Origin of the sequence: Vibrio salinus, from assembly GCF_021272385.1 — a bacterium.
GTDB classification, from domain to species: Bacteria; Pseudomonadota; Gammaproteobacteria; order Enterobacterales; family Vibrionaceae; genus Vibrio; species Vibrio salinus.
Genome location: NZ_JAJSDZ010000005.1, coordinates 953653 through 979584, shown reverse-complemented (window position 1 = coordinate 979584; position 25932 = coordinate 953653). Strand labels below are relative to the sequence as shown.

Genomic DNA, 25932 nt, shown 5'->3' with positions numbered 1-25932 from the left:
TGCTAATATTTATACATTAGCAATACTTTATTCATATCCTTATATGGATGTATTGGTTTTAAAATATCATTCAAATAGACTTATTATTTTTTCTGCATTTGAGATCCATGTTAAGTTTTTTTGCTGAATTGTATTTAGCGCTTCTAATTTGATCTTGTTTATTAGGATAGGATCTTTTAAAAGATATTTTAAACAATCAATAATACTATCATTTGATTGTTCGTCGAATAGTAATGCATTATGTTTGTCTTGTAAGAGTTCCCGTATATTTTCAGTATCGGGAGCGATGATTGCTTTGCCTTTGGCTAGATATTCTATCAATTTCAATGGTGATGCCCAGGGGGTAACCGCTGGTTGAATTGCAATATCTATTTGATCTAACCAATATGGCATATCTTCACGCTCAACAAGTCCGGTGATATGAAAGTTTTTTTCAATATTCAAACTTTTGGATAGTGTTTTCAATTGTTCAGATACTGGTCCATCACCAACAATTAGAAATATTAAGTCTGGATTTTTTTCGTTAGCAACGAGAGTCATTACTTCGTCTAAGCGGTGCCATTCTCTGCAAAAACCGACAAAACCGATGACAAGTTTATTACAAAATTTATCAGTGCGTTGCACATTTTCAGTATGATAAAAACGTTTTTGATCGATACCATTTGGTATTACTGTAATTCTTTCTTTGGGGACGCCTGCTTTGATGATAAATGAAGCTAAGACGTTTGTGACCGGTAAGACTTGATCTGCATTTTGCCATACATAGCGCTCAGACCATCTGGCTAACCGATCTAATGAGATTCCTCCATATTTTTTTCTTTCTTCATATAATGGCGAATTTACTTCCAATAATAATTTTAATCCAAAAATTTTCTTGACCCATATACCTGCGGGTAAAAATAAATTATATCGCTCATAAATTCCATCAGGTCGATGTTGGATGACAGCTAAACACAGTTTTACGAATACAAATAGTGAATATCCGAATTCAAGTAACTCAGAAATAGCTTTGGGAACACAGGATCTCAGCTTCGAGATCCATCCACCATCACTACCAAATTTAGCATTTTTTGTTACTTCTGGGGCAATAATAATGACTTCATGACCTAAAGATGTAAGTGCTTTTATTATTTCTTCGACATGTACATATTGTCCATCTTTAGATGCAATACGATGATGATATAGTATTTTCATTAAATAATCTCATAGCATGTTAAGTACAAATAAAAATTAATTTTTTCTATTTATACTATTGAAGATTTCATGTTGTTTTTTTGAAGTGGATTCCCACTTAAACTTTTCTGCATACAGTCTGGTTTTATTTCTATCAATAGGACTGTTTAATATATCTGTTATACCATTTTTTATATCATATGCATTTCTATCAACCAATTTTCCGGCTTCTGGTGTCTGGACAACTTCTGGTGTCCCCCAAATATTTGTTGCGACTACTGGAGTTCCGCATGACATGGCTTCCAGAAGAACATTTGCCCAACCTTCTCTACTGGATGCTAAAACCAGTACATCTGATGCTCCGTAATAATCTGACAGTTTTTCTTGAGTTAAACTACCAAGAAAATGCACCCTTTTTTCCATATTTGTTGTTTTTACTAATGTTTTTAATCTTTTTATATCGGGACCCTCTCCAGCGATAAGAAGTTCAACATTTGGGATTTGACTTATAGCATCAATAACCAGATGATGACCTTTTCTTTCTATGAGGTGACCCACTGATATTACGACAGGGTTATCTTCCGACAGATGGAGTTTCTTTCTTAAGTTCATTTGTTTTTCTTTATCAGCGAAAGAAAATAACTCCAAATTTACACCATTGCGTAATGTGCTGACTTTTCCCGGGGAAGCTCCTAGCTTTATCATTTCTTGTCTAAGAGCCTCACATACTGCCATGTTATGATCACTTTGATTCAGAACTTGCTGGATTTGTTTTTTCTGCTTTTTGAAGCTGGGAATTAGATTAATATCGGTACCTCTGGCGGTAACAGTGAATGGCTTATTTAATTTTTTTGCCACTTTTCTAATGGCAACCCCATCCGGATAAAAATAATGCCCATCTATTAAATCGAAATCGTAGCCATTGTTAATTATTTTTTTTGCCTGATTATAGATACTATATGCCAGTGTTAATGGTGTTAGTGTCATTCCTACTTTAGGAATAGCAAGATAGCGAGGGTGATACACATCAATCCCATATCGTTCTTCAAATTCAGGCGCTTTTGCATATTGAGCATAGCTCCCGAATATTTCGTTTTTAGAAGGAAAATAAGGGATTGGTGCAATAACTTTGGCTTCAATATCTGGATAATGTTGCTGAAGTTGGCGTAGACGTGTTTCAACAAATATTCCATGCTTGGGATTGTTTACAAAAGGAAATAAAGTAGAAACGGTTAATATTTTCATAGGTAATTACTGCCGGTTAAGAAATTGGCCAAACATGAGTAAACACCATAGAGCATCGCTATGGTCGCTTCTGCCACTGGTGTGCTCATTAACTAATTTAGTTAAATATTCCGGTTTAAAATATCCACTGTCAAACATCTGTTCTGAGAGAACATTTGTTTTTAGTTTTTCTTTTAATGGTCCTCTGAACCAATTAGACATAGGAATGCTGAATCCCATTTTAGGGCGATAGAGAATATTGTCGTCAACGTATGGTTCCAGTGCTTTTTTGAAGGCATATTTACCTTGCGTTCCCCGGATATTATCAGCGTTATTAATTGAGAATGCCCATTCAATAAATTGATGATCTAGGAGTGGAGCTCTTGTTTCCAGAGAATTTGCCATGCTGGCTCGATCTATTTTTGTCAGAATGTCTCCGGGTAGCCAGGTTTTGATGTCAAGATATTGAATTAACTTAAGTGGGTCTTCTGAAGAAAAATTAGCTGCATGCTGTTTTATTATTTCTAATCCTGAATAACCATTTAATTGCTTTGTATATTCGGATGTAAACAGCATCTTCCGTTGATCCGCACGAAGTCTGGACATTGTATTTCCATAGGCTTCTATTGTATTCATTGCGAGTGACTGGAACGTCGTTTTTGCTCTTAAGCACCGGGGTGCCCAGTCTGCTTTAGGGTATAACACTCCCAATGTACCAAATAGAGGTTTACGTAGTTGATGCGGTATTTTAGAACGTAAATTTTCTTCTGCCATTTGAAGGCGATAACGACGATAACCAGCGAAAACTTCATCACCACCATCTCCCGAAAGGGCAACTTTTACAGATTGTCTGGCTAATTGGCATACCTTATAGGTTGGGAGTGCAGAGCTATCGGCAAAAGGTTCATCATATATATCAATTAGTCGATCAATAAGATCATAATCATCAGATGATACAATTTTTGATATATGGTTGGTTTTGTATCTATGAGCAAGTTGATTTGCATATTCACTTTCATCATAAGATTTCTCATTAAAGCCGATGGCACAAGTTGTAACAGGATTATTTTGTAGGTTAGCCATCATAGCGACGATAGCACTTGAGTCGACGCCCCCTGATAAGAAGGCCCCCAGAGGGACATCGGCTAGCATTCTAATTTGAACCGCTTCTTTTAAATTACAGATCAAAGAGTCTTGAGTATCTTGCCAGGACAATGTTGATTTTGGTGTTTGGAGATCCCAGTATTGAACTGGTTTAAGTGTAGATCCTGGTGTTAGAAGCAAATAATGAGCAGGATTTAATTTGAAAATATTCTTATAAGCTGTGTATGGATCTGGAAGGTATCCATACATAAGGTATTCTTCTGCAATTTCATTGCGCAATGTTTTGTCTATGTCAGGGTGGCCCAAAAGAACTTTTAGTTCTGAGCCGAAAATGAACTGACCTTTTCGTGTTTGTGTATAATATAAAGGTTTCTTACCTAACCGATCCCGTGCAATGAAAAGCTGTTGTTTATAACGATCCCATAAGGCGAAAGAGAACATCCCTTGAAAACGTTCGACGCAGTTTACTCCCCATTCTTCCCAGGCATGAACAATGACTTCGGTATCTGAGAGTGTTTCAAATTGATGTCCCAGTTCACTGAGCTCAGTGACTAAGATTTTATAGTTGTATATTTCCCCATTAAAAACAACGCAGACAGATTTTGTTTCGTTAAAAACCGGCTGGTGACCTCCTGATAAGTCAATGATCGACAGTCGTCTATGGGCCAAACCTATATTATTATCAATAAAATAACCTTCATCATCCGGCCCTCTATGACTTTGTAACCGGTTAATAGTTTGTAATATTTCTTTATTTATAGGAGAGGCTTGTTGTATGTTGAAAATCCCTGATATTCCGCACATTTTAGTCCTCCATATCGACTTGTAAGGGGCTCATATATTCTGCTGTGTTATTAGAGTAATGGTGTTATAGCTTATTGTATTACCTTAATTATCTTTGTTTTTGTGTCTGGTATTTCTTAAAAATATTGTTTTTAAACGGTTAGATGATAAAACTGTACTGGAAATGGCGATGATATCTGCATATGCTTGTTTTTTTAGTAGAATTTTATAGGATTTAAGCAGTTTTATTTTTAAGTCATTACTTGAACAATAATTATTGATGCAGTACCAATAAATGATTCTTTTTGTATCACCTTTTGCATTTTTTAATGATATTTCAGATGCTTCTTTGTTACTTATTTTTAATGTCGATGTATCGTCTAATGACCACTCTTCTTTGTTATATAAGTGATTTCTACTACTAATCAGCTCACCATGTTTTTCTCCTAAATAATATCTTGCAGAGAAAAATTGAACTGAGTGGTCTGATGAAGAGGCTAATATGGTTTGATCAGCATCAGGAAATGAAATATCCCATTTTGAAGACGGTATTTGCTTGAGTTGTGGTGATAATGCTATCGGTTTATTTATTTGAAATGTACTGTAGTAAATGGATTTACTCCAAGCTGTAAAGATCGAGAAAATAACTATTATACATATTGAAACTTTAAGTTGAGAGTGAATTTTAATTGCTGATTTTTGTGAGGTGGTCGTTATGTTTATGGCTTCTCTCTCTTCATCCTGGAAATAATATGCAATGAAAAACATAAAAATGATGACGAGACTAAAGAAAAACCACCCATAAATAAGGTGATCAGCACCTGTGGCATATTTCATATTACTGAAATTACCAATCATAATGATACCATAAGCCCTAATTCCATTAGCAATTATAGGAAAAGTGGAGGAAAATATAATGAATAGAAAGAATTTCCACCACTTCTTAAAGAAAATAAATGAAAATAAAGTCCCAAGAGCGATGCTTGATATAAGAAAGCGTATACCAGAACAAGCTTCTGCTATTTCAAACTGCCCATTAGGTAATGTAAGGTACATGCCTTCTCTGTAGATCGGAATACCGCTTAATTGGACAAGAGATACAGATATTTCTGCAGTAATATTTTGTAGGAATGGTATTAATTCTTCTCCAAATGGAATGCAGAACGTTAAATAAAGTATTGGGAAATAATATGCTTTTGCGGCTTTTGTGCCAATCATTGCCCAAATAATGAGTTGCAAGCTTGTGATGGTAGCTATATGTTCAAAGAAAGCTATATTGGCAGTGTGACCTATTATCCATAATATGCAAGGCAGGATAAGAAGAGCAACAGGTATCCAGGATATAGTGACAGATGCATCCTTTGCTTTTTGCCTTTCTTGCCAGACTAACCATATACTAATCGGTATTATTAAATAACAGTGTTCATATGTTTTGGAGTGCTCCCATACACCAATCATATTGATTAATGATTTATGAAAGAATACTAACCATGCAGCAAAAGGAAGAGTGAATCTCAGTAGAAGCATGCTTAGCATAAGCTATCCCTGTCTTTTAAATAACTTAATAATGGTGCTAGTTTCGCTTCCCAGCTGTAGGTTTGTTTTAACCAGTCTCTAGATTTACTCGCTGATTGTTTGTTGTTTGTTAATAGATCAATAACCCAGTTTGTGATCTCATCTGAAGATTCTGATACATGGAGATGATCTTTTGGGTAATTTTCGATTCCTTCAATACCTCGTCTTGTTGTGATGACGATTTTCTCCATTGCCATGGCTTCCAGAATCTTGTTTTGTATCCCTCTGGCTATCTGCATGGGGGCGACAGCAGCTTTTGCATGTGATAAATACGGGCGGATATCTTCGACTCTTCCTGTCACTATTATTCCGGGGATTTCCTGAAGGTTCAGTACTTGTTTAGAAGGTGAGCTACCAACAATATAAAACAAACTGTCAGGCAGTTTTTTGTTTACTTTGGTCCAGACATGTTCCGCAAACCAGCTTACTGCATCTGCATTTGCCCAATAATCCATTGCACCTGTAAAAACAATGTAGTTTTGTTCTTTTAAAGAATATTGTTCGCTAAGCTTTATATCTGTTTCAGGTGAAAAAAAATCACAATCGATCCCGTTACATAGAGTTCGAATTTTTTGTTGTTGCTCTTTAGCTAACATATTTTGAAATGTAGCGGTTTCTGCTTCAGATACAAAACAGCTAATTGAAAATTTATCAGCAACATGTTTTTCATATTGTTCAAGAGTTTTATGTTCTCTTGTGTAGATCCAGCGCATTAAACCTTTTCTTTTTTCTGCATATTGTCTCCATTTGTCCGAATCGATATCCGCAAAGTGTATGACATTATGCATTTCTGGTAATTTATCGCCCAATAGGTACTGGGCCATACAGCTGGAGAATACGAAAGCCGTTTTTATGTTGTTTTCAATAATTGTTTTTTGTACCCAATGATTCATCTTATGGCTGTGATAGTACGGCAATGTAATGGGGGTGCCTGAAAATATAGCACTTAACCCTTTTATCTTTGATTTAGTTGTATTTAATTCAACAAAGAATGCATCTTTGCATAAGAGCCGTACATCATTTTTATATTGAAAATCAAAAGGATCATCGATAAAACATCCTAAATAAATATCATAGTGCTTGTTTAAATATTTAAGAATATTACATGTCGCGATTTTATCTCCTTTATTTGCAGGGAAAGGGATTCTATGACAGAGATAAAGCAGCTTTTCTTTCATTATATTATGTTATCCCAGATACTTTGATAGATTGGGCCCAATAACTCGACTTAAAGTTAGTGGCATTTTTTTCCACATACTGATAAAAAATTTATATTTGGGATTGTTTGGTGAAAAATTAGGCAATTGTTTGCTTTTTACTAAAGCTACTTTGTAATGCAACTTTTCCTCTTGCATACCCCAGTTTTTTTTGTATTTAAAAGACCCAGAGTTATGTTTACTTCTTCCAAAATCAAAGCTTTTTATTCCTTTTTCCCTGGCGGTGCACATGAGTTGGTAATACATGTAGTCGTTACTTTTTAAAGAGCGGGCTTGAAGTGTTCCGCCTCCGTAGTAAGGAAGTACGTTACCTTTATAGTAGAAACTGAGGACACTGGATATAGCATGATTTTGATTATCATTAATAATAAGTGTTTCACATTGGTTTCCAAATGTACGTTTCAGGTTTAAAAATAGCTTTTTACTGAATACCGGAGTTCCCAGGTTGCGAACACTTTCAGCATATACGTCATAGCATAATTCGGGATTATCAGTATTATTCCAGCTAAGCTCATTGTTTAACGAATGCCGGACAACGGCTCTTTGTTTCCTTTTTATAGAAGTTAGAATTTGTTCTGAAGAGTCTTCAATAGTCGTAAAAAATGTTGAATGGTGGCAATGTGCTTGCCATGGTTCCCTGGATTCACGACAGTATTTGTCACGTATTTCTACATAATCGACATTTAAATCGCATCCCAGTTTATAAGCTTTAGCTTCCAGCTCATGACGAATATCTTCATCATTTGCGATTACCCCGCCATAGACGCAGAAGGGGGTAGAGATTAGAGCATGACCAAAAATCAGGCTTTTCTGTTCAAAAAGAGGAAGCAAACCCACAATTTTTTCTTCTTCTCCCCTTGTTGCCAGAAGGTAATGCTGACGATGATTAAATACTTCTGTAATTACATTAATCCATCCTGATAAATGGAAAAAAGTGCCATCAGAATGGTTATCAACATAATGATCCCAGTTAGCAAAATCTTGATCAGTTATTTTTCTGATCTTTAGAGTTGCGTTCATCTTGTTACCCATTTAATTGATATGTATTGCTTACTGTGTCCCAGCTAAAGTCAGTCAGTAATCGGTTTAATCTTTTTTCCATTCGACTAATATTCAGGTAATGCCTAAATCGTGATTTGATTGGTATACCAGATACTCTTGGTTGCTCTGTATCAATTTCCCAAGGATGGAAATAGAAACTATAGGGTTGACCTGTTTGTTCAATAAATTTTTGTATCAGAAATTTACTAAGATGATAAGGATAAAGTCTGAAAAAGCCACCTCCACCAATTGGTACATTAAATCCGACACTATTATTAGTTGGTATTGGTATTTCTATTATTCCTTCAGGTCTTAAATATTTGAATCGAGGCCAATCTGGAGCACCATATAAATCATGTTTAACCGGGTATGTGCTACTACTGAAAGTAAAACCTAAATCTGCTAAAATGCTGAAAGCCCACTCATTACTTGGGTCGATGGAAAAACTTGGTGCTCTGTATCCACGAACTTCAATACCGGATGTATCTTCTAAAAACGTTTTTGCTCTGTAGATATCTTCCCGGAACGTTTTCGGCGATTGAGTATTTGCCCTTTTATGGGCGTAGCCGTGACTGGCTAATTCGTGACCATTGTCCGCAATTTTTTTTACTAGCGTAGGGCAAGCTTCTGCCACCCAACCCAACATAAAGAAAGTTGCTTTAGCATTATGATTTTCAAAAATTTCTAATAATCGTTCTGTATTCCTTTCTACTCGGATCGAATATTCTGAGCCCCAATTTTTAAATTGAATTTTATTCTCAAACGCAGCGACATGAAAATAATCTTCGACATCAACAGTCATAGCATTACAGCTTGTCTGAACCATGATTTGACTACCTTATCTATTTGAATCAAATATCCTTATTTGCCTAACGCCCTTTACCAAATAAAATTATTTCTGCTGTTCTCAGTAATATGAGTAAATCGAAAAGAAAACCTCGATTTTTAATGTAATACAAATCATATTTCAATTTTTCTACAGCATCTTGTTTGCTGCTTCCGTAAGGATATTTCAACTGAGCCCAGCCGGTTAAACCTGGTTTAACATTGAACCTATGGTTGTAGTACGGAATATCAAGTTCAAATTCCTCTGTAAATTGAGGACGTTCAGGTCTTGGTCCGACAAATCCCATATCTCCTCTTATAACATTAAACAGCTGTGGTAATTCGTCGATTCTATATTTTCTTATAAAGTTTCCCACTTTAGTGACACGAGGATCACTTTTCTGAGCCCATTTGACACCATCTTTCTCTGCATCAGTTTTCATGCTTCTGAATTTATAGATATCAAATGTTTTTCCTTCCAAACCAGTCCGTTTCTGAGAGTACAAAATAGGGGACTTCCAGCCATCTTCAAGTTTGATTGCAAATGCTGTCAGTATCATGATTGGCCAGGTAAGAGCGAATATCACTAATGCAATTAAACAGTTAAAAAGCCAGTCTATTGATTTGTGAAGTGGGTTATAGTAGTTAGTTGAACCGTAAATAATCCATGAGGGATAAATCTGATTAACGGCAACCTGCCCGGTTTCACTTTCAAAAAAGTCTATAATATCAGTAATTTTTATACCGTATTTTTTACATATGAATAAACTGTCATTTGGTAATACATTTCGTCGCTCATCACATGCAATCACTATCTCATCAATATCGTGATTTAATACAAATTGTTCTAAAGGCTGGTTTAACTCAATTTTGGTTTCGTTTTTTATGCCATTTTCTGAATCGCCACTCATTGGTATAAATGCAACAAATTCAATACCAATACGATCAGTTTTTCTTCGCATATACTGTTCAATTATTTTTGCTCTCTCTCCTGCTCCCAGAACTAAGACCCTACGTATTCCAATACTTTGATAGGGAGTTTTACTAATGATATAACGTACCAACGCTAAAGCTAAAAAAGTGCTGAAAAGATAATATTCGGAGAAATTAGCCGATACTTCATCAAGTATGGTAATTGAGAAAATAAGCTTGATAATAAAATAAGCAAGTAATATTCCGACGAAAATTCTTATAGTAATGCCGTTAAATGTCTCTCGCAGTCGTTGATTATATAGCCCAACAGAAAGAATACATAAAGAAATAATAGACATAAAGATAACTGGATATACAAATGATGATTCCCAGTTATATTCAAATGTATCGGAGATAAAAGCTTTATTCAAAACCATCTCATTAATAAGATATGTTGCAAGTATGGCAATTAAATCTGCTGCTATTATTATGATGCTGCTCAGTTTTAGTTCGTTAAAATGTGACCTACTCATATATTCAACCCTACTATTAATTAATAGCAATGATTAACATTAATTTGATTATTTTTGCTATTTCAATGTGTTAAGCTTTGTTGACTAATAATCCTTAAGCCTTACTATCAATAGAAATTAAATTTTATGTACTCTTTAACATGTAATAAACGCTTATGTAAATTACAAATTTGTTAATTCAAGTAAAATGAGTAGGTTAACTAGTTTAGCCTATTCATACTTAGCAATTTTTTAAAAATGATATACTTGTTTGAGAACTTTTTATTTATTAGAATAATTAGATGGTTATAATTCTCATTAATATCTTTTGTTAATTATGACACTTAAGTTAACGTTTTCTATATATGTTCATCATATTATGATGACATATTTTACTATGCTTTTTAGCTTTGTCGAAAACTTTTGTGTGAAATTGTCTGTTGTCTAATTTGTGAGACAATAGAGGATTGCTGATAAAAGTATAGGTGCTATTAAGTGATTGTATATTATTATTGATATTAATAAATTGTCTAACAGTCGCCTTCCGCCCCATCGTCGTCAGTTTGTTTTAAAAAAAAGACGAAGAAGTAGGGAGGACACTCAAATTTACGGTGGATATTACCATGAAAGGACTTGGTAGATTATTATTTTTCGTTTCTCGCTGTATCGTTCTGTGTTGTTCTTTATTTATCATTGCCTGCTCGAGTTCTCTTCCGGAGTTACCTTCTGCAACAGTACATGCCTCTTTAACAAAAAATATTGATGATTATTCTTATTTGATTGGTCCTGGAGATAATTTGAATGTGTTTGTTTGGGGAAACCCTGAGGTTTCAGGTGATTACACCGTCAGGCCAGATGGAATGATAACAACCTCTTTAGTGGAAGATATTAAAGCTTCAGGGAAAACACCTACAGAACTCGCAAGAGAGATTGAATCCCGATTATCACAGTATATTAGAGAGCCCATTGTGTCGGTGATAGTGAAGGGGTTTACCGGTCCATTTAGTGAACAGGTTCGTGTAATTGGAGAAGCATCTGAACCCAAGGCGATAAGTTATATAGAAAATATGTCTTTGTTGGATGTAATGATTCAGGTTGGTGGATTGACAGAATATGCGGATGGAAATAATGCCAGTTTAATAAGAGTAGTGAATGGAAAGCAAAGGCAATTTGGGTTGAAAATTGATGATTTGCTTACAGATGGTGATATTAAAGCAAATGTCGATATCTTACCGGGAGATATCATTATTATCCCTGAAGCATGGTTTTAAATAAGGGCATATAAATGCAAGAAATGTTTGAAGAAATTATCCAGTATATTCAGGGAATTTGGCTCAAAAGACGTTACATTATGGTCGTGAGTTGGATTGTATGTGTGCTTGGGTGGATTTTTATTACATTACTGCCAAATCAATATACTTCAGAAGCACGAGTATATGCTGATACTCGATCAATATTACAACCTTTGCTGCATGGATTAGCCGTCCAGACGGATCCATCAAGGGAATTAAAGTTAATGGTTAAAACTTTATTAAGTCGTTCAAATTTAGAAACGATTGCCCGGGATGTCGATGCTGACGTAAGAGCTAAAAACAGCGAAGAATATGAAGATATTATCAAGGATTTAGAGTCTAATATAGATATTCGCTCTGCGGGAAGAGAAAATTTATATTCAATCAGTTACACTGGACTGGAGCCAAGTTATACGAAAGAGGTCGTTCAGGCTGCTCTTAATGTGTTTGTAGAGAATACCCTCTCAGAACAGCGGTTAGATACCGATAATGCTAGTCAGGTCATTGCCGGCCAAATTTCTGATTACAAATCCCGATTACAGAGTGCAGAAGCGAAGCTTGCTGAGTTTAAGCGCAAATATAGTGGATTAATGCCGGGAAGTGATCGCAATTACTATTCTATGTTGTCTAAAAATAAATCTGAATTGGAAGATGCTCAGTTAGCGTTAAAAGAAGCGGAAACAAAGCTGAAGTCTATCAAATCACAGTTGCAGCAAGAAGAGTCAAGAGCTGGAGCTCTTGTTTCAAGAGGAAAAACTGAGTATGACGATCGAATTATTGCACTTCATCAAAGGTTAGATGATCTTTCATTTCGTTATACGGATAAACATCCAGATGTAGTAGAAACACGTCATCAGCTTAAGAAACTGGAGGCTCTGAAGAAAAAAAGGCTTGCTACCTATACTGTGAAAGATGTGTTGGCCAATAATCTGGTTTACCAGGACATAAAGAAAAATTACAGTGAGTCTGAAAGTGATGTCGCATCTCTTAGAGTGCGTGTTCAGAGTTATGAAAAAAAGATTGCCGAGCTTCAGAAAAATATAGATACCGTCCCGGATGTTGAAGCTAAGCTTACAGCTTTAACTCGTGATTATCGCATTACTAAAGAAAAGTATGAGCAGCTATTGTCGCGTAAGGAAAGTGCACTGATCTCACAAAGTGTTGGTGACTCATCAGATGATATCAAGTTCCGAATCATTGATGCACCAAGAGTTCCAGAAAAACCATCAGGTCCACCAAGAGCTTTATTTTTGACTGCTATTCTTATTCTCGGCATTGGCGGAGGGATTGGTCTTTCTTTTTTTGTTAGCCAAATATCTCCCGTTATTTCATCTACCGGTCAGATTATGCAGGCTGTTGGGTGCCCTGTATATGGTGTCGTAGGTGCAACTGATATTTCTTGTATGGTTGCGTGGGAAAAAAGGAAAACAAGATATTTTATCCTCTCTAATATTTTGTTGGTGATACTTTTTGTGGCTTTTTTAACAATTAGCATAGTCCCATCTTTGCAAGAATATCTGATGCATGGAGTGAGCGCATAGTGAGTACTATTGAAAAAGCAATGGGGAAATTGAATCATTCTTCTTCTGGTGTTGCTTCAATGACCGATTCAGAACATTTGCAGAAAAATGAAGCAAAGTACATAAAAGAAAATATAACGTTCCAAATAAAACCAGAGCAGCATAACCGGAGCATTTTTATTGATGATGAGCGGCTGGAAAGGTTAGGAATGATAAGTAATAACAGCAGCTTAAAAGAAAGATTCATTAAAGATGAATTTAGGGTGATTAAACATAAATTACTAAAAAATTCAGTTGTTGCGGAAAATGGCGCTAAAAAGCATAACCGAAATTTAATTATGATTTCCAGCGCAAATGCAAATGAAGGGAAAACGTTTATTTCGATAAATTTAGCGTTAAGTATTGCGTCAGAAAGAGATAAGACAGTTCTACTTATCGATGCCGATGTATTAAGTCCCAGTGTAGCAGATACATTAGGGTTTGGAGAGAAACCCGGATTAAACGATTATTTATTGGGTAATGTAGATGATATCGGTGAGATTATTTACCCAACCTCAATCCCTGACTTTCGTATTATGCCTGCGGGTGTGTCTCATGACATGAGTTATGAATTGCTTTCCAGCTCCAGAATGGAAGCTTTGATGGAAGAATTGGCAAATCGTTATCCGGATAGGATTATTTTGCTTGATAGTCCTCCATTAATAGGGGTGGTTGAAACAGTTACGATGTCAAATTTGGTTGATCAGGTGATTGTTGTCGTTGAACAGAATAAAACAAAAGTTTCTGATGTAAAACAAGCAGTTTCACTTTTAAATAACGATGTTGATATAGGATTCGTTATAAATAAAGCGGTGCACAAAGCCGGTAGTGGATACGGTTATGGGTACGGCTATGGATACGGCTATGGTACAAAGGATAAGAATAAATAAGAGCTGTCTGATTCTTCTGGTGCTTTGGTTTATGCGGTATAGCTATGCTGCTGATGTTGTCGTGACACCAAGAATAGAGAGTAAATTTACTTATACAGATAACGTTAATTTAACCAGTGAAGATAAAAGAAGCAGTAATATTACTTCTCTTATTGCCGGTTTGAAATTAAAGTCTGATGGTAATAATGGCAATTTATCTCTCGATTACCAAATTGAGCAGCTCCTATATTCTTATGATTCAGATAAAGATAAATTGTATAACAAATTGAGTTTTTCTGCGGATAAGGGGTTATTTTCAAAGATAAATCTCAGAGGTAAAGCGATAGCTTCGGTTTCGAATGTTGCCCGAAGTATAAAAGAAAATGCGAATACAGATGTTTCAACCGAAAATACGATTGAAAGTCGTAATGTCGGAGTCGGGTTGTCTTATCAGAGTAATCCCTCTGGTGTTATGGATTTACTTGCAAGTATCGATAGTTCACTTACTGATAATGAAGATAGTGTGGGTGATAATACCACTTACACCGGACAAATTGTTTCTAAGCAAGGTCGTGCGGTAAAGAAATATTTCTGGTCTGTTGATTATGACTATAAAGCTACAGTTGGGAAAGAGGATGAAAAGAGTACTGGTTCGTCCGAGTTAGATCAAAAATTTGGGTTACAGCCAGTTAATAGATTCAGCCCTTTGGTGCATTTGTACTATGAGGAATATAGTGGACAAACAGATGATGATAGTGCGGATTCTTCCAGCTGGGGCCCTGGTGTAAGGTACTACATCGATAAGCGTTCTTATATTGAACTTGGGTACGATTTTGTATTAGATGGCGATAATTCAGACTTTTGGCGAGGCGGAGTACATCTTAATCCATCAGAAAAGACTGTTCTTGATTTTAACTATACGAAGCGCTTTTATGGAAATGCTTATGCTTTTTCTTTAACTCATAAGACGAGAAGACTGACTAATTCTATTTTTTATGTAGAGGAAGTAACAAATTATAATAGAGAGCTTTATGTCGAAGGTAGCCAAATAGAGCAACTGACTATTTCTAAAAAGTTGTCATGGTTATCGTCCTTAGCATTACGTCGGACTACTGTGAATCTGGAAGTTTCTTCTGAAAAACAAAAGTCAATGAATAGCCTATCGATACAAAGTGCGAATGTTGATAAATATAGTAGTAAGTTATCTTTAGAACATCATTTAACAAGACAAACAACATTATCTCCTGGTTTTGAGTTTGAGTCCTACGATTTTTATAATCAGGGACAAATAACTCAGGAGGATTACTATCGAAACTGGAGTATTGCCTTTACTAAAAATTTTGCCAGTGATTTATCTATGAACTTAGATCTATCTTATAAAGATCGTTCATCGACAAATAGTAATGATGCATATCAGGAAAGCAGAATTAGTATAAACATTAGGAAAGAACTTTAGTTATGTATGAGTCTTTTTTTGGTTTTTCTGATAAACCATTCAAGTTAAGTCCAGATCCTCATTTTTTTTATGGGAGTGCACACCATAATAAAGCCATCTCTTATCTGCGTTATGGATTAGAATTAGGTGAAGGTTTTATTGTCATTACCGGCCCTATAGGTACAGGGAAAACAACCATAGCCAGGAGTTTAATCTCTTCTCTTGATGAATCTATTGTTGCTATTCAAATTGCTACAACGCGATTAACACCAGAAGCATTAGTGTCTTTGATAGCTGCCAATTTTGGATTGCAAGTTGAAGGGTTAGGGAAAGCGGATGTTCTGAGGCGGTTAGAAGCTTTTTTAAATAACTTACATCGCCAAGGGAAAAGAGCATTACTGGTTCTTGATGAAGCGCAAAATCTGTCATCTGAAACGATAGAAGAATTGAGAATGCTGTCTAATTTTCAGATTGATGATAAGCCCCTTATTCAAAGCTTTTTACTTGGACAGGAAGAGTTAAAACCTATCATTGAGCTTCCTGAAATGGAGCAGTTTAGGCAAAGAATTATTGCTTCGTGTCATCTGAAACCTTTCGATAATGAAGAAACGAAGAATTACATACAGCATCGGCTTAAATTGGTTGGTTGGAGTGATAATCCACAATTAAATAGTGAGGCTTTTGAGTTAATTGCGGATTATACGAAAGGAGTACCTCGTAAAATTAATATTTTTATGGATAGGCTTTTTCTTTTTGCTTTTCTGGAAAATATAACATTCATCTCAACGGAACACATTGAAAGTGTTAAAACTGAGATGGGGGATGAACTCTCAGGAGGGCTACAGAATGCTTCCAAATACAAAATGCGAAACCTAAACGGTGCCGATACCGATACTGGCGTTAAAGTTACTCACAATGACTTGCATGATATAGAAAAAGTGTATAAAACTTTAGCGGAAGTGACTAAAGTTTTAGATGATGTTCTATACCGTAAGACTTTGACTATAAAACATTTGGATAAAATGATTAGAGAGAAGAGAAAAATTTTATCTGAGACCGAGGATGATAAAAGCTTTCAAAAGTTGGCAGGAAAACGTTGGCTTAAGGAGCTAATCAAAGACAGAGATAATGAACTGTAATATAAGGATTTTTATGTGCTTAAAAGTGTTTTAGTTGTTTGTGCTGGTAATATATGTCGTTCTCCTTACGCTGAATATACACTCCGAAAACTGTTGCCGGATCTAAAGGTGACGTCTGCTGGCACAATAGTCAGTATTAGTCATTTGGAAGGGAAACCTGCTGATTTTATGGCGGTGCAAATTGCGTCTGAGTATGGCATTAATTTAAAAGAACACAGAGCCAGACAATTAACATCTGAATTAATTAATGAACATGATGTTATTTTGGTCATGGAGAGAGAGCAACTGGAAGAAATCTGTCATAATTTTCCTGAGGCAAATTATAAAGCTTTTCTATTTTCTCGCTGGATTGGTGCAGTCAATATAGACGATCCATATCAGAAAGATGATCTGACTTTTCGTCTCGTTTTTAACAAGATAGAAGATGCTGCATTAGAATGGGTACGTAAGTTTTAATTTCTCATGTATGATACGGTTTGTATATAGAAAATGCGTTTTTGCCTACTATTATTAATGATGAAAAGGCAGAATGAGTACTCATGATATGTATACAAAACCAACGACTCCAATGAATAACAACGCTTTGAGTATTTCTGGCATGTATGACCCTTTGACTCAGTTATACAATAAGGAATTATTTACACAAGTTGCAGATTCGTTATTACGCATTTCAATTCGTCAGAAAATGCCGGTATCGCTCGCTATGATTTATTTTGCTCATTATGCTTCTCTGAAAGATAAGTATGGCAATTCAGCAGCTGATAATCTGATAAGAGAAAGTGCTCATTTACTTCAATCCATTTCAAGAGACAGCGATGTTCTGTCTCACTACAGTGAAGACAAGTTTGCTCTTCTTTTGTATAACTGCAATTACATATCATCTAAAATTGTTGCCGAGAGAATCCAGAAACATGTCAAAGAGGATTTGGGTAATCAACAACATGAAGTCAGTATTACTATTGGGTTGGCTGAATTTGATGCGAGATATGCCAGTTCTAAAGATAACATTTCCGATCAACTGGTTCATGATGCGTTGGAATCATTAACTAAAGTTTAAAAGCGCTAAGTTGAAAGTCCTGATATACAATAGAGTGCTTCTTTTTGTCTGGTTAATTTTTGTGATTGTTTCTCATCTCCAAATCAGCGAAAATACCCCGCAATTTATTAACCATTGAGATTAGATACCCAATATCGATATATTCGGTATCGGATCTGTTTATACGAAGATTTTTAGTCATGTCTAATGTTCCTCAAGAAGTATCCAGGCGTCGTACGTTTGCAATCATTTCTCACCCGGATGCGGGTAAGACCACTATTACAGAAAAAGTCCTGTTATTCGGACGTGCCATTCAGCAGGCTGGTACGGTAAAAGGACGGGGTGCGGCTCACCATGCCAAGTCAGACTGGATGGATATGGAGAAAGAACGTGGGATATCTATTACCACTTCTGTGATGCAGTTTCCTTATAACGACTGTCTGGTTAACCTTTTGGATACTCCGGGACATGAGGATTTCTCAGAAGATACTTATCGTACACTGACCGCGGTGGATTCTTGCCTTATGGTCATTGATGCGGCGAAAGGTGTCGAAGATCGTACCCGTAAATTAATGGAAGTCACCCGTTTAAGGGATACGCCAATCCTGACCTTTATGAACAAGCTAGACCGTGATATTCGTGATCCAATGGAATTAATGGATGAAGTAGAAAACGAGCTTAATATCATGTGTGCTCCGATTACCTGGCCGATCGGTTGTGGTAAGGAGTTCAAAGGGGTGTATCACATTCATCGCGATGAAACGATTTTGTATTCAACCGGACAGGGCCATACGATACAGGAAGTGAAGATTATAAAAGGTCTGGATAATACGGACCTTGACACTGCTGTTGGAGATGAACTCGCCTCCCAGCTTCGTGATGATCTTGAACTGGTATTGGGTGCCTCTAATGAATTCGATGAAGAATTGTTTCTTCAGGGTGAATTAACACCGGTTTTCTTCGGTACTGCACTGGGTAACTTTGGTGTTGATCATATGCTGGATGGATTAACAGAATGGGCACCATCTCCCAAACCAAGACATGCAAATGAGCGGGTTGTTGAAGCGACAGAAGAAAAGTTCTCTGGTTTTGTATTTAAAATTCAGGCCAATATGGATCCTAAGCACCGGGACAGAATTGCTTTCTTACGCGTGGTTTCCGGCGCTTATACGCAGGGAATGAAAATGAATCATGTACGTACCGGGAAACAGGTTAGTATCTCTGATGCTGTCACTTTCATGGCTGGTGATCGAGCCAGAGCAGAAGAAGCATTTGCCGGTGATATTATTGGCTTGCATAACCATGGCACCATTCAGATTGGTGATACTTTCACTCAGGGAGAAACGCTGAAATTTGCCGGGATTCCTAATTTCGCTCCGGAATTATTCCGGCGTATCAGGCTGAAAGATCCATTGAAGCAGAAGCAGTTGTTAAAAGGTTTGGTGCAGTTGTCAGAGGAGGGGGCTGTACAGGTATTTCGTCCTTTGCAGAATAACGATCTGATTGTTGGGGCTGTTGGTGTCCTTCAGTTTGATGTTGTTGTTGCCCGTTTGAAATCGGAGTACAACGTTGAGGCGATTTATGAGAGCGTCAATGTGGCAACCGCCCGCTGGGTCGAGTGCGATGATGCTAAGAAACTGGAAGAGTTTAAGCGGAAAAATGAGTCTCACTTATCTTTGGATGGGGGCGATAATTTAGCGTATATCGCACCAACAATGGTGAATTTAAATTTGGCTCAGGAACGTTTTCCGGATGTGGATTTTCGGGCGACACGGGAACATTAATCTTATATCTGATAATAAAGCTCCATGTCTGGAGCTTTATTTTTACCGGTATTATCTTTTGCCTTTATTTTTTCTCTGTTTCTTTCCCTGTTTTTTTGTCTTATCTTTGGCCGCTGATGTTTTGACTTTCTTTTTCTTTTTAAAAATAGGTTTTTTGTGTTTAGCACGTAAGCCATCGATAAAGCGCTCTTTAACTTCTTCTTTCAGATAGCGCTGAATTCTGTCCATCATTGGTTGGTCGTGTGCTTCTACTAACGATATTGCAATGCCTTTTTTACCGGCCCGGGCTGTTCGTCCTATTCGGTGAACAAATACATCAGCAGTTCTTGGTAAATCATAATTGATTACGTGGCTGATATCAGGAATATCAATGCCCCGCGCAGCAACGTCAGTAGCAAGAAGAACATTGACGGTGCCGTCCCTGAAACGGGCTATGGCGTTATTTCTTCTGTCCTGTGGCATTTCTCCCTGAATCCAGGCGCACTCAATTTGTTCTGATTCCAGAACAGCACGCAGGGCCGCTAACCGTTCCCGGGTCTTAACAAATACAATAGCCCGTTCAGACTGCTCTGTTAATATCTTTTTCAGTAAGTCATTCTTGTGCGTCAGGGTGTCCGCCCGGTGATACCACTGCGTGATTTTTTTACGCTCTCGTCTGGGTGGTTCTGCGTCCACTTTTGCCGGGTTGTTAAGAAGATCGGCCGTAAATCCTTCCACCCCTTTTCCTTCTAATGTGGCAGAGAAGAGTAATGTCTGTTTTCTCCATCTGCATTCTCCGGACAGTCTGTCTACGGTTGGTGCAAATCCCATATCGAGCATACGGTCTGCTTCGTCGAGAATCAGCCATTCAATGGCCCGGCAGTCAAACCTTTCAGCTTCAATGTATTCCATTAACCTGCCTGGGGTTGCAACAACGATGTCCTGTGTTTGTGCGAGAATATCAGCATGTTCCTGATACTGAACGCCTCCGGTAATTGTAAATATATTTAGCCGTGTATGTGTGGCTAGCAGTTTAGCCTGCTCGGCGACCTGAATGGCAAGTTCGCGTGTGGGGGTTAGGATCAGAATTCTTGCCGGTCCCGGATTACGGCGCGGAAAATCCTGCAGATACTGTAATGCAGGCAGAACAAATGCGGCTGTTTTACCTGTGCCTGTTGGGGCCGATGCCAGCACATCTTTACCATCAAGAGCCTCTGGTATTGCCTGAGCCTGGATGTGAGTTGGTCTGTCAAATCCGGCTTCTTCAATCGCTTGTAGAATGTTTGGGTCGAGGTCTAAATCGGCAAAAGTTCGTATCACAAGCAGCTTCTCCGCGGTCATAAGATCAAATAAGGGGCGGTATTATAGTGGGATCTTCTCTGTTGATCACACTTTATTTCTACATCTTAAGATAAAAGTCCTTAGTTAAGGAGATAAAATCATGGCTGTATTGACCGTTACAGAGAATGGTGAGTGCTTCTTCACAAACATTACCAGGCTGCTTACTCAGGTGTATCAGGTATCTTGACGCTGTTTTGTTTGTTGTTGGGAAGACACGACACAGATGAGTGGTATACCATCCGCAATTTTGAGCAAGTTCCAGAAATCGTTCAGTTTCCGTTGCCGGAAGAATAAAATTGGCTACGCCGTTCTCTGTGGTTAACGTAAAGGCCTGTTCAAGTAGAATATGATGTTTTAGTTTTATGGTGTGTCTTGCTTTGGCTCTTTGATTTAGCCGGGCTGTTTTCCCGGAGTTGAAATACGGTGGATTACAAATGATTCCGGAAAATTTCTTTTCTGGTTGATAATGAGTAATATCCTCTTTTTGAACAGATATTCGTTCCGCCCAAGGCGACATCAGACAGTTTTTTCTTGCTGATTGAATAGCATAGTCATCAATATCCAATGCTGTAATGGCTATTTCCTTATATCGCTGAGCGACCATCAGAGCCAGTAATCCGGTTCCTGTCCCGATATCCAGTACGTGTCCGTGTGAAGGGACCGAAGCCCAGGCGCCAAGCAGTACTCCGTCGGTACTGACAGGCATGCCGGAGTGCCCCCCCACAATGGTAAATTGTTTAAACCGAAAATCTTTTGTTAATTTGTTGTTTGTCATTTGTTGGTTTTTTATGCTAGTAAAAAATACTTTACGATCTATAAAACACTAAATTTATCGCTTTTCTTGAATATTTTATTCTATTTGCTCACTATGCGCCTCTTATTAGTACCGTTGGGTACTAATAAGCAAATACAAAAATAAACACAACATGATAAAAAGGGTGTTCTGTGAAACAGACATTAAAATTATTCGATATTATTGCATTAGGTTTTATGCTTTTTGCATTTTTCCTTGGTGCTGGTAATGTTATCTTTCCGCCTCTGGCAGGACAACTTGCCGGGACAAATTTATTTCCTGCAATGAGTGGTTTTTTATTGACGGCAGTTGGGTTACCTCTTATTGGTATTATCGCAGTTGCGTTAGTTGGTGGTAGTTGGGAACATCTGACAAGAGATTTACCTAAGCGTGTTTCCACTATCATGGCTTCTTTGATTTTTATTATTATTGGTCCGGCATTTGCCGCGCCAAGAACCGGACTTGTCGCTTATGAAATGGCGGTAAATCCGTTATTTCATTCGACCGGCGCTTTTTATCTGACTCTTTTTTCGGTCCTGTTTTTTTCCATTGCCGGTCTATTGTCTTGGTATCAGGGAAAACTTATTGATCTTATTGGTAAAGTTCTTACTCCTGCTCTTTTTATCGGTTTAGTGATTGTCGCTGTCGGAGTGTTTTCTAACCCTCAGGGAATGATGCAAACTCCGGTTGGAGATTACCTTGTTCAGCCATTAACGAAAGGTTTCCTGGAAGGCTATAATACAATGGATACCTTTGCCTCTCTGATGTTTGGTATGCTGATGGTTGATTCCCTGAAAAACAAAGGAATTACCGAAAGTAAAGCCACTACGAAATATCTTATTGCTGCCGCTTTTATTGCCGCCGCCGGACTGGCATTTGTTTATACTTCACTTTTTTATTTGGGAGCGACCAGTTCCTCTATTGCCAGTGGTGTGGATAACGGTGGTACGATATTAAGTATTTATATACAGGCTCTGTTTGGTACTAAAGGACAATTTGTTCTGTCAGTTATTGTTTTGCTGGCTTGCCTGACGACGGCAATAGGCCTGATTTCTGCCTGTTCAGATTATTTCAGTGCTTATACTCCATTTAATTATAAAACCTGGGTTGTTATTAACAGCATTCTGTGTGCTGTGATAGCTAACGTTGGACTTGCACAGTTAATTACCCTTTCTATCCCGGTTTTATTTGCATTGTATCCGGTGGCGATAGCATTAGTTGCATTAACGTTTATCCGGGATTATTTTTCAAATAAACAGGCGACATATCGTGTTGTTCTTCTTACGGCGTTTATTTTTGCATTAATCGATGCAGCAAAAGTAGCGGGTATTGATGTTTCAGCACTCTCAATGCTTCCTCTGTTTAGCATTGGTATGGCATGGTTACTGCCAACCTCTATTGCTATTTCTGTGATGTATTTTGTTCCTGAGAATAAGCGAGTGGTTTCCTCTGAAGCAATAAAAGGTTAGATGATTCGTTCCTCTCACTTTGGATTTTAAGTGAGAGGATAGTTTTCACCTTAGCAATTTTAAACTTTCCCTGTATCTTCATCACATTTTTCAGTACAATTCCGCGGTTAATTCTACACCAGAAAATTGAGCAAACATGTTTGAAATCAACCCAATTAAAAACCGTCTTCAGGATGTGTCAGAGCGCACAGAAGTCCTAAGGGGGTATCTTTGACTACGACATTAGAAAAGAACGTTTAGAGGAAGTGAATGCTGAGCTTGAACAACCGGATGTCTGGAATGAACCAGAACGGGCTCAGGCTTTAGGCAAAGAGCGTTCATCCCTGGAACTTGTTGTTGAGACAATTGATCAGTTGAATCAGGGTGTTGATGACGTTGAAGGATTACTGGAACTGGCCATTGAAGCAGAAGATCAGGAGACCTTTGATGAAATTGAACCGGAGCTGGCTGATCTGGAAGCAAAACTGGAGAAACTTGAGTTTCGTCGTATGTTCTCCGGAGAACACGATGTCTCTGACTGTTACCTGGACCTTCAGTCTGGCTCTGGAGGTACGGAAGCTCAGGATTGGACATCAATGTTGTTGCGTATGTACCTCCGCTGGGCCGAAGATAAAGGATTTAAAGTTGAAGTTATCGAGGTTTCCGAAGGGGAAGTTGCCGGGCTGAAGTCTGCAACGGTGAAATTGTCAGGCGAATATGCCTATGGTTGGTTACGGACAGAAACCGGGGTTCACCGTTTGGTTCGTAAGTCACCATTTGACTCCGGTGGCCGACGTCATACCTCTTTTGCTTCGGCGTTTGTTTATCCTGAAGTTGATGACAATATTGCCATTGATATTAATCCTTCTGATTTGCGGATAGATGTCTATCGGGCTTCCGGTGCCGGTGGTCAGCACGTTAACACGACTGAATCGGCTGTGCGTATCACGCACTTACCAACCAACATTGTTGTTCAGTGTCAGAATGATCGCTCTCAGCATAAAAATAAAGATCAGGCAATGAAGCAGTTGCGTGCAAAATTATTTGAATATGAGCTGCAGAAGCAGAATGCTGAGAAGCAGGCGAATGAAGACGCTAAATCCGATATCGGATGGGGCAGTCAGATTCGTTCGTATGTATTAGATGATTCCCGGATTAAAGACTTACGTACTGGTGTAGAAAACCGTAATACTCAAGCTGTCCTTGATGGCGATTTAGACAAATTTATTGAAGCTAGCCTGAAATCAGGCCTTTAGCTTTTCACCGATAACAGGGTACATCCAAAATGACTGATGCTATTCAAAACGAAAACACTCAAGAAGAAAATAAGCTCATAGCAGAGCGCCGCAGTAAATTGGAACATATCCGCAAAGACAGCAAGGCGAATGGTCATCCAAATGACTTTCGCCGTGATAGCTTAGCGGGCGACTTGCAGTCTCAATTCGGTGAAAAGACTAAGGAAGAGCTGGAAGAGATGAATCACATTGTGGCGGTTGCCGGCCGTGTGATGGCGAAACGAGGCCCGTTCATTGTGCTTCAGGAAACCTCAGGGCGAATTCAGGCCTATGCGGCTAAACCGGTTCAGAAAGAACTCAAAGCAAAATATCAGGGTTTGGATATCGGTGACATTATTGGCGTGAAAGGGGCGCTTCATAAGTCGGGTAAAGGCGATCTTTACGTGAATATGGAAGAGTACGAGTTACTGACGAAAGCACTACGTCCGCTGCCTGAAAAATTCCACGGTTTAACCGATCAGGAAATGCGTTATCGTCAGCGTTATGTTGACCTTATTGTAAATGAAGACTCTCGTCATACCTTTATCATTCGTTCTAAGCTGGTAAGTGCTATTCGTCAGTTCATGATATCAAAAGGTTATCTGGAAGTTGAAACTCCGATGATGCACGTTATTCCTGGTGGTGCAACGGCCCGTCCTTTTGTGACACATCATAATGCGTTGGATATTGATATGTACCTCCGTGTTGCGCCGGAGCTGTATCTGAAACGTTTGGTTGTCGGTGGATTTGATCGAGTCTTTGAGATTAACCGTAACTTCCGTAATGAAGGACTTTCTATTCGCCATAATCCTGAATTTACGATGATGGAGTTCTACCAGGCGTATTCCGATTACAATGATTTGATGGATTTGACCGAAGAAATGTTAAGCTCGGTTGCGATGGAAGTGCTTGGTTCCACCGTAATGCCATATGGTGATGAAATGGTTGAATTCGGTGGCAAATATGCACGGATGAGTATGCTTGAAGCGATTAAGCACTATAATCCGGATCATGAAGATATTCAGGAGCTTGATTATGACGGTGTGAAAGATCGCGAGCATATGATGGCTATTGCTAAATCGCTTCATATGGAAACGGAAACGTTCTGGACATCCGGTCAGTTGCTTGAAGAAATCTTTGGTGAAACCGCCGAGCCTAAGCTGATCCAGCCAACGTTTATCACCGGTTATCCGGCGGATATTTCGCCATTAGCCCGCCGTAATGATGAGAACCCATTCATTACAGACCGTTTTGAGTTCTTTATTGGTGGACGTGAAGTCGCGAATGGTTTCTCTGAGCTTAATGATGCAGAAGATCAGGATGCTCGTTTTAAAGCTCAGGTTGCGGCTAAAGATGCCGGGGATGATGAAGCCATGTACTACGATGCCGATTACATCACTGCACTGGAACATGGATTGCCACCAACGGCGGGTCAGGGCATTGGTATTGATCGTTTAGCGATGTTGTTTACTAACAGTCATACTATTCGTGACGTCATCTTGTTCCCAGCAATGAGACCACAGGTGAATTAACCACCACTAGTTAAATAAATGTAAAACTTTCAACCCTTACTTTTCATAAGTAAGGGTTTTTTTAATTTATGAAAGTTTTTTGTTT

Annotated in this window: 21 protein-coding genes; 11 read left to right on the top strand and 10 right to left on the bottom strand. The window is 38.0% G+C overall.

Annotation, left to right across the window (positions count from 1 at the left end; translation table 11 throughout):
- Positions 1-66 precede the first annotated feature (66 nt).
- From LRQ06_RS04645 to LRQ06_RS04610, 8 genes are all read right to left on the bottom strand, one after another.
- Positions 67-1194, bottom strand: coding sequence for a glycosyltransferase family 4 protein (locus LRQ06_RS04645; protein WP_232765260.1), 1128 nt, complete (start codon positions 1192-1194; stop codon positions 67-69).
- A gap of 36 nt (positions 1195-1230) precedes the next feature.
- The gene (locus LRQ06_RS04640; protein ID WP_232765259.1) at positions 1231-2418 is read right to left on the bottom strand and encodes a glycosyltransferase family 4 protein; all 1188 of its coding nucleotides are present in this window, start codon (positions 2416-2418) and stop codon (positions 1231-1233) included.
- Positions 2419-2424: 6 nt separating this feature from the next.
- Complete coding sequence (locus LRQ06_RS04635) at positions 2425-4305, bottom strand: XrtA/PEP-CTERM system amidotransferase (RefSeq protein ID WP_232765258.1); 1881 nt, start codon at positions 4303-4305, stop codon at positions 2425-2427.
- 84 nt (positions 4306-4389) lie between these two features.
- Positions 4390-5820, bottom strand: coding sequence for an exosortase A (xrtA, locus tag LRQ06_RS04630; RefSeq protein ID WP_232765257.1), 1431 nt, complete (start codon positions 5818-5820; stop codon positions 4390-4392).
- The gene (locus tag LRQ06_RS04625) at positions 5814-7037 is read right to left on the bottom strand and encodes a TIGR03087 family PEP-CTERM/XrtA system glycosyltransferase (RefSeq protein ID WP_232765256.1); all 1224 of its coding nucleotides are present in this window, start codon (positions 7035-7037) and stop codon (positions 5814-5816) included. The genes xrtA and LRQ06_RS04625 overlap by 7 nt, the downstream gene beginning before the upstream one ends.
- Before the next feature lie 9 nt (positions 7038-7046).
- A complete protein-coding gene (locus tag LRQ06_RS04620; protein WP_232765255.1) occupies positions 7047-8096 on the bottom strand; it encodes a FemAB family XrtA/PEP-CTERM system-associated protein in 1050 nt (349 codons plus the stop codon).
- Positions 8097-8100: 4 nt separating this feature from the next.
- The gene (locus LRQ06_RS04615) at positions 8101-8943 is read right to left on the bottom strand and encodes an XrtA system polysaccharide deacetylase (RefSeq protein WP_232765254.1); all 843 of its coding nucleotides are present in this window, start codon (positions 8941-8943) and stop codon (positions 8101-8103) included.
- 43 nt (positions 8944-8986) lie between these two features.
- Positions 8987-10387: a TIGR03013 family XrtA/PEP-CTERM system glycosyltransferase gene (locus LRQ06_RS04610; protein WP_232765253.1), complete on the bottom strand. Its 1401-nt coding sequence runs from the start codon at positions 10385-10387 to the stop codon at positions 8987-8989.
- 602 nt (positions 10388-10989) lie between these two features.
- Here LRQ06_RS04610 and LRQ06_RS04605 point away from each other — a divergent pair.
- The 8 genes from LRQ06_RS04605 (at position 10990) to prfC (ending at position 19480) form a co-directional block, all read left to right on the top strand.
- Entirely contained in the window at positions 10990-11637 is a 648-nt protein-coding gene (locus LRQ06_RS04605) for an XrtA/PEP-CTERM system exopolysaccharide export protein (RefSeq protein WP_232765252.1), read from the top strand.
- Positions 11638-11651: 14 nt separating this feature from the next.
- A complete protein-coding gene (locus tag LRQ06_RS04600) occupies positions 11652-13199 on the top strand; it encodes an XrtA system polysaccharide chain length determinant (RefSeq protein WP_232765251.1) in 1548 nt (515 codons plus the stop codon).
- The gene (locus LRQ06_RS04595; RefSeq protein ID WP_232765250.1) at positions 13199-14107 is read left to right on the top strand and encodes an XrtA-associated tyrosine autokinase; all 909 of its coding nucleotides are present in this window, start codon (positions 13199-13201) and stop codon (positions 14105-14107) included. The genes LRQ06_RS04600 and LRQ06_RS04595 overlap by 1 nt, the downstream gene beginning before the upstream one ends.
- On the top strand, positions 14070-15542 hold the full coding sequence (locus LRQ06_RS04590; protein WP_232765249.1) for a TIGR03016 family PEP-CTERM system-associated outer membrane protein: 1473 nt from the start codon (positions 14070-14072) through the stop codon (positions 15540-15542). Before LRQ06_RS04595 ends, LRQ06_RS04590 begins: the two co-directional genes overlap by 38 nt.
- Before the next feature lie 2 nt (positions 15543-15544).
- Positions 15545-16660, top strand: coding sequence for an XrtA/PEP-CTERM system-associated ATPase (locus LRQ06_RS04585; RefSeq protein ID WP_232765248.1), 1116 nt, complete (start codon positions 15545-15547; stop codon positions 16658-16660).
- Positions 16661-16675: 15 nt separating this feature from the next.
- Positions 16676-17116 carry a low molecular weight protein-tyrosine-phosphatase gene (locus LRQ06_RS04580; RefSeq protein WP_232765247.1) on the top strand — a complete coding sequence of 147 codons (441 nt, stop codon included), beginning with the start codon at positions 16676-16678 and terminating at the stop codon, positions 17114-17116.
- A gap of 73 nt (positions 17117-17189) precedes the next feature.
- Complete coding sequence (locus tag LRQ06_RS04575; protein ID WP_232765246.1) at positions 17190-17717, top strand: GGDEF domain-containing protein; 528 nt, start codon at positions 17190-17192, stop codon at positions 17715-17717.
- Between the two features lie 179 nt (positions 17718-17896).
- A complete protein-coding gene (prfC, locus tag LRQ06_RS04570) occupies positions 17897-19480 on the top strand; it encodes a peptide chain release factor 3 (RefSeq protein ID WP_232765245.1) in 1584 nt (527 codons plus the stop codon).
- 51 nt (positions 19481-19531) lie between these two features.
- Here the strand turns inward: prfC and srmB are convergent, their stop codons facing one another.
- Together srmB and LRQ06_RS04560 are read right to left on the bottom strand one after the other, a co-directional pair.
- Complete coding sequence (gene srmB, locus LRQ06_RS04565) at positions 19532-20779, bottom strand: ATP-dependent RNA helicase SrmB (protein ID WP_232765244.1); 1248 nt, start codon at positions 20777-20779, stop codon at positions 19532-19534.
- A 79-nt stretch (positions 20780-20858) separates the two neighbouring features.
- Positions 20859-21575, bottom strand: a complete 717-nt coding sequence (locus LRQ06_RS04560) for a tRNA1(Val) (adenine(37)-N6)-methyltransferase (protein ID WP_232765243.1) — start codon at positions 21573-21575, stop codon at positions 20859-20861.
- Positions 21576-21745: 170 nt separating this feature from the next.
- Here LRQ06_RS04560 and brnQ point away from each other — a divergent pair, with 170 nt between their 5' ends.
- The 3 genes from brnQ (at position 21746) to lysS (ending at position 25847) form a co-directional block, all read left to right on the top strand.
- Positions 21746-23062 (top strand): branched-chain amino acid transport system II carrier protein, encoded by a 1317-nt coding sequence (gene brnQ / locus LRQ06_RS04555; RefSeq protein ID WP_232765242.1) that lies wholly within the window; start codon positions 21746-21748, stop codon positions 23060-23062.
- 136 nt (positions 23063-23198) lie between these two features.
- Positions 23199-24297, top strand: a protein-coding gene (gene prfB, locus LRQ06_RS04550; protein ID WP_232765241.1) for a peptide chain release factor 2 whose coding sequence is annotated in 2 segments (ribosomal slippage) — positions 23199-23273 and positions 23275-24297 — 1098 coding nt in all. Because the reading frame shifts where the segments join, the coding sequence is not laid out codon by codon here.
- A gap of 29 nt (positions 24298-24326) precedes the next feature.
- A complete protein-coding gene (gene lysS, locus LRQ06_RS04545; RefSeq protein ID WP_232765240.1) occupies positions 24327-25847 on the top strand; it encodes a lysine--tRNA ligase in 1521 nt (506 codons plus the stop codon).
- The last annotated feature ends 85 nt before the right edge of the window (positions 25848-25932 follow it).

Excerpts from the sequence above, each read along its gene's own strand:
- LRQ06_RS04645 (WP_232765260.1), bottom strand. The coding sequence starts at position 1,194 with ATGAAAATACTATATCATCATCGTATTGCATCTAAAGATGGACAATAT.
- LRQ06_RS04640 (WP_232765259.1), bottom strand. The coding sequence starts at position 2,418 with ATGAAAATATTAACCGTTTCTACTTTATTTCCTTTTGTAAACAATCCC.
- LRQ06_RS04635 (WP_232765258.1), bottom strand. The coding sequence starts at position 4,305 with ATGTGCGGAATATCAGGGATTTTCAACATACAACAAGCCTCTCCTATA.
- xrtA (WP_232765257.1), bottom strand. The coding sequence starts at position 5,820 with ATGCTAAGCATGCTTCTACTGAGATTCACTCTTCCTTTTGCTGCATGG.
- LRQ06_RS04625 (WP_232765256.1), bottom strand. The coding sequence starts at position 7,037 with ATGAAAGAAAAGCTGCTTTATCTCTGTCATAGAATCCCTTTCCCTGCA.
- LRQ06_RS04620 (WP_232765255.1), bottom strand. The coding sequence starts at position 8,096 with ATGAACGCAACTCTAAAGATCAGAAAAATAACTGATCAAGATTTTGCT.
- LRQ06_RS04615 (WP_232765254.1), bottom strand. The coding sequence starts at position 8,943 with ATGGTTCAGACAAGCTGTAATGCTATGACTGTTGATGTCGAAGATTAT.
- LRQ06_RS04610 (WP_232765253.1), bottom strand. The coding sequence starts at position 10,387 with ATGAGTAGGTCACATTTTAACGAACTAAAACTGAGCAGCATCATAATA.
- LRQ06_RS04605 (WP_232765252.1), top strand. The coding sequence starts at position 10,990 with ATGAAAGGACTTGGTAGATTATTATTTTTCGTTTCTCGCTGTATCGTT.
- LRQ06_RS04600 (WP_232765251.1), top strand. The coding sequence starts at position 11,652 with ATGCAAGAAATGTTTGAAGAAATTATCCAGTATATTCAGGGAATTTGG.
- LRQ06_RS04590 (WP_232765249.1), top strand. The coding sequence starts at position 14,070 with ATGGATACGGCTATGGTACAAAGGATAAGAATAAATAAGAGCTGTCTG.
- LRQ06_RS04585 (WP_232765248.1), top strand. The coding sequence starts at position 15,545 with ATGTATGAGTCTTTTTTTGGTTTTTCTGATAAACCATTCAAGTTAAGT.
- LRQ06_RS04575 (WP_232765246.1), top strand. The coding sequence starts at position 17,190 with ATGAGTACTCATGATATGTATACAAAACCAACGACTCCAATGAATAAC.
- prfC (WP_232765245.1), top strand. The coding sequence starts at position 17,897 with ATGTCTAATGTTCCTCAAGAAGTATCCAGGCGTCGTACGTTTGCAATC.
- LRQ06_RS04560 (WP_232765243.1), bottom strand. The coding sequence starts at position 21,575 with ATGACAAACAACAAATTAACAAAAGATTTTCGGTTTAAACAATTTACC.
- lysS (WP_232765240.1), top strand. The coding sequence starts at position 24,327 with ATGACTGATGCTATTCAAAACGAAAACACTCAAGAAGAAAATAAGCTC.